5 protein-coding genes are annotated in these 4,079 nt (G+C 57.0%); 3 read left to right on the forward strand and 2 right to left on the reverse strand.

Going from position 1 to position 4,079, the window contains the following annotated elements:
• On the forward strand, nucleotides 1–644 hold a 644-nt coding region (locus AC221Y_RS21165), incomplete at its 5' end, for a CapA family protein (RefSeq protein ID WP_486708330.1).
• Between the two features lie 10 nt (nucleotides 645–654).
• Here AC221Y_RS21165 and AC221Y_RS21170 read toward each other — a convergent pair.
• Nucleotides 655–1,419: an HAD family hydrolase gene (locus AC221Y_RS21170; RefSeq protein WP_486708331.1), complete on the reverse strand. Its 765-nt coding sequence runs from the start codon at nucleotides 1,417–1,419 to the stop codon at nucleotides 655–657.
• Between the two features lie 341 nt (nucleotides 1,420–1,760).
• Between AC221Y_RS21170 and AC221Y_RS21175 the strand changes: the two genes are divergently transcribed.
• On the forward strand, nucleotides 1,761–3,056 hold the full coding sequence (locus AC221Y_RS21175) for a sulfite oxidase (protein WP_486708332.1): 1,296 nt from the start codon (nucleotides 1,761–1,763) through the stop codon (nucleotides 3,054–3,056).
• Between the two features lie 64 nt (nucleotides 3,057–3,120).
• Nucleotides 3,121–3,828, forward strand: a complete 708-nt coding sequence (locus AC221Y_RS21180; RefSeq protein ID WP_486708333.1) for a c-type cytochrome — start codon at nucleotides 3,121–3,123, stop codon at nucleotides 3,826–3,828.
• 5 nt (nucleotides 3,829–3,833) lie between these two features.
• Here the strand turns inward: AC221Y_RS21180 and AC221Y_RS21185 are convergent.
• A partial coding sequence (locus AC221Y_RS21185) for a hypothetical protein (protein WP_486708334.1) occupies nucleotides 3,834–4,079 on the reverse strand: 246 nt, incomplete at its 5' end.

The following is a 4,079-nucleotide window of genomic DNA, read 5'->3' on the forward strand; positions in this document are numbered from 1 at the left end:
ACGGCGGGCGCGTCCTTTTGCTGGCTTTCGGAGACGAATCCAGTGGCATTCCGCGCCACTGGGCAGCGACCGAAGACAGCGCGGGGATCAACATGCTGCCCCGAACGATCGAGCGGACAGTCGAAAGCGTCCGGCATCAGACGGCGGCAATCCGCAAGTCCGGCGACATTCTTCTGATATCGATCCACTGGGGCGACAACTGGGGCTTTGAAATTCCGGAGGGCCAGCGTCGACTGGCGCATGCCCTGATCGACGCGGCAGGTGCGGACGTCATCTTTAGCCATTCCTCGCACCACGCGAAGGGGATTGAAGTGCATAATGGCAAACTCGTTCTGTACGGCTGCGGCGACCTTATCAACGACTACGAGGGTATCGGTGGCCATGAGCAGTATCGCGGAGATCTTGCGCAAGCCTATTTTGTCGATTTGAATTGTGACGACGGCACCTTGGCGTCGCTGGAAATAAAGCAATATGAGCGTCGTAAGTTCCGTTTGAACGCTTCGGACCAGGGGGCGCTCGATTGGCTTTCAAGGGCGTTAGCTAATGACGTGGTCGAGGGCTCGCCACAATTTCAGAAAAGCGACAAACACAGTTTGCGCATGGTTCAGATCAGCGATTGCGATTTCAAGGACTGTCCACCGTGATCCACGGCCTTCAGTTCTGACGGGCGATACGCTTCAGGATGTCGAGTGTCCCGTGAACGTATTCGAGTTCGGACACATAATGCGAAACCTTTTTGACCTCGGCGCTGGCGTTACGGGGGCAGAATGCCTGCCCGACCGCGCCAAGCATGCTCAGGTCGCCGTTGCTGTCCCCGATCCCGATTGTCTCGGCCATGTCGACGCCATATTCCGTGCTGATCGCAAAAGCACCACTGGCCTTGCTGGTGCCGTCAGGCGTGATGTCAATCGAGGTGGTTGAATGCGTCCAGTTGACGAGATAATCGGCAAAGCGCTGTTTCAGGTCATCCATGACGGCCCGGATGCCATCGTGGCCGCGCCGCGCCAGATAGGGTCCGGTGACGCAGAGGCTGTACGCCTTGCCGACCTCAAAAAACAGTTCCGAATTCAAAAGGCCCGAATTACCAATCGCCGTCCGAAGCGCCGCGACATCCTTCAGTGAACTGGGACTGGCCATCGGGCGATATTCGTCACGCTCCGGCACATAGATCATCGCCCCACCCTCGCACACGAACGGCAGGCGGCTCCCCAGCAACTGCGCGACAGCCTCCGCATAGGGTTGCGGACGTCCGGTGGAAAGCGTGAAACCGATACCGCGCCGCGACAGTTCCGGTATCAACGCATTGATCTCACTCAGGACCTTGAGGTTTAGTGGAATGTTCTTCCCCTCGTTCAAACAGCCGTCAATGTCGCAAAAAACCAGTTTCTTCAGCTGTGGGCGGCCCAGGCTATCAGTCATGGGCATCTTCTGAAAGCTGCACGGGCACGACAAAAACGGACGCGACCCCCGCCACTGTGGCCGTGGCGTCGTCTGTTTTAAAAGGTTTGTACATGTTTAATTCCATTAATTATATTTAGGAGACTGCTTTGCATCTGGCTTTCGGAGCGTCCATCGCCAAGAGCATATTTCAGTAATGTCGTATTGGCTACCGCAACATTCGTCTCCTTCCTAAACCCAAAAATCGCCTCAAAATCGGTAAAGTTTTTTTTACCGCAGTGGAATAATCCAATCGTCTTGGCCGTTAATTAATCAAATGCTGACGAAACAGCACCGGAAACAAATTAGTGGGAGGAGTAAATATGGCACCTGACGGCAACGACACGAAGGACCTGCGCGCGATGTTCGCAGACGACCCTGAGGCAGCAGATCTGGAAGTATTCGGGCGAAAGGCTCACGCGGGCAGACGCGGGTTCTTGCGCGGCGCGGGTTTGGCCGCGATGAGCGCCGCAGTGGGGATGACAATCCCTTTCCACCGCAACATTCCGCAGGGCTTCATTCCTGCGGCTATGGCACAGGAAAATGGATTGATGGGCAAGGACGGTTTGACGCTGTTGAACGACCGACCGTTGAATGCCGAAACGCCGCCGGAGTTGCTGGACGACGCGATCACTCCAACCAGCCGGCACTTTATCCGGAACAACGGTATTGAACCGGAAGACACAAGCGCCGAGGGCTGGACGCTGACCGTTGACGGTTTCGTCGACAATCCACTGGAACTGAGCATCGCCGATCTGCGCGACCAGTTCGAAGTGCACACAGCGGCGCTGACGCTGGAATGTGGCGGTAACGGGCGGGCGTTCTTCGATCCGCCGGCCAGCGGCAACCAGTGGACTTACGGCGCCGTTGCCTGTTCGGAATGGACCGGTGTTCGCCTGAAGGATGTTCTGGAAAAAGCAGGCGTTCAGTCGAACGTGGTCTACACGGCGCATTACGGAGCCGACACCCACCTGTCTGGCGACGCTTCGAAGCTTCCGATTTCGCGGGGCGTCCCGATCGACAAGGCCATGACGGACAACATCCTGATCGCCTTCGAAATGAACGGGGCTCCTCTGCATCCGAGCAACGGTGCGCCTTTGCGTCTTGTGGTTCCGGGCTGGCCCGGGTCTTGCTCACAAAAATGGCTGAAGCGGATTCAGTTGCGCGACGTGGTGCATGACGGTCCGAAAATGACGGGCACCGCGTATCGCGTTCCTGGCCACAAGGTTGCCCCAGGTGACGAGGTTCCGGAAGAAGATTTCCAGATAATCGAGCGCATGCCGGTGAAATCTCTGGTCACTTTCCCTGCAAACGGCGCGTCCGCCGGAATGTCTACAGAAGTCCGCGGACATGCGTGGTCAGGCGACCGCACCGTCGACAAGCTGGACATCTCGATCGACTTCGGCGCGACATGGCAGAGTGCCAGCCTCGATGCACCGGTCAATGACGGTGCCTGGCAGAACTGGCGCGCCAACGTGACCTTCCCGCAATCGGGATACTACGAAGTTTGGGCCAGAGCGGTTGACAGCGCCGGTGTTTCCCAGCCATTTGCCATTGACTGGAATCCGAAAGGCTATCTGAACAACTCGATGCACCGCGTCGGCCTTCGGGTAAGCTAAAAATAAAAATAGTGCGGCGGCGCGCATTGCGCCGTCGCATTTCAAAAAAATACAGGAGAAATTTATGCGCATTGCAGCGATCTGCGCCGGGGTATGCCTTTGTCTCGGCACCTTTGCATCGCCATCTTTCAGTGAAGGTGTCACAGAACTATTGTCCGAAGCCGACCCTGAAGCAGGAGCGAAAAAGTTCCGCCAGTGTAAAGCCTGCCACACCGTCGAGTCAGGTGGAGCGAACCGTGTCGGACCGAACCTCTATGGCGTCATAGACCGCCCCGTCGCGTCCGTTGAGGGGTTCAAGTATTCGTCTGCTATGCGCGATCATGGCGGCAACTGGGATATTGAAAGGCTGGATGCCTTCCTCGAAGACCCCCGCAAGACCGTACCGCGGACGCGAATGAGCTTCCGCGGACTGTCCGACTCCGAAGACCGGGCGGATATGATCGCCTACCTCAACACCCAGAGCGACTCTCCGATTTCCTTCACGAACGGGGAAGAAGAAGAGGACACGGAAGAAGCCGAAGCCACTGAAGAGGACTTCGGAAATCTGTTCGTCGCCGAGGGCGTGGAAGAAACCTATTATGCCTGTACCGCCTGCCATTCCGAGATGATCGTGGCGCAGCAAGGCAAAACCCGGGACGGGTGGAAGAAACTACTGGTCTGGATGGTCGAAGAACAGGGTATGAACGAACTGCCGGAGGACGAATTGAATGTGATCCTCGACTACCTCGCGGCGCATTACAACACCGACCGGCCTAACTTTCCTAAACCCTGATTTTTTTAAGCGCAAGGCGAGGCAGTCTCTGCGGCGTCACGAACCGCAAACACTGCCTCGCCAAATTCCGGCTCGCCTTTGGTCTGCTCTTCCAGAAGGTGTGAGATCGCGGTGAATTTTCCACGGTCCATGCCCTCGGCAAGTATCGAATAATAGATGTTCCCAACCGACCAAGCCTGAACCAAAACGCCCTCGGAAACGACAGGAAGAACCGGCGGCGACGAAAAGGCCCCGACGGTCAGGCGGCAGCC

This window comes from Boseongicola sp. (assembly GCF_057460485.1).

What these genes read in the sequence shown, in the direction of transcription:
- AC221Y_RS21170 (WP_486708331.1), bottom strand. Translation starts at nt 1,419, where the DNA reads ATGACTGATAGCCTGGGCCGCCCACAGCTGAAGAAACTGGTTTTTTGC.
- AC221Y_RS21175 (WP_486708332.1), top strand. Translation starts at nt 1,761, where the DNA reads ATGGCACCTGACGGCAACGACACGAAGGACCTGCGCGCGATGTTCGCA.
- AC221Y_RS21180 (WP_486708333.1), top strand. Translation starts at nt 3,121, where the DNA reads ATGCGCATTGCAGCGATCTGCGCCGGGGTATGCCTTTGTCTCGGCACC.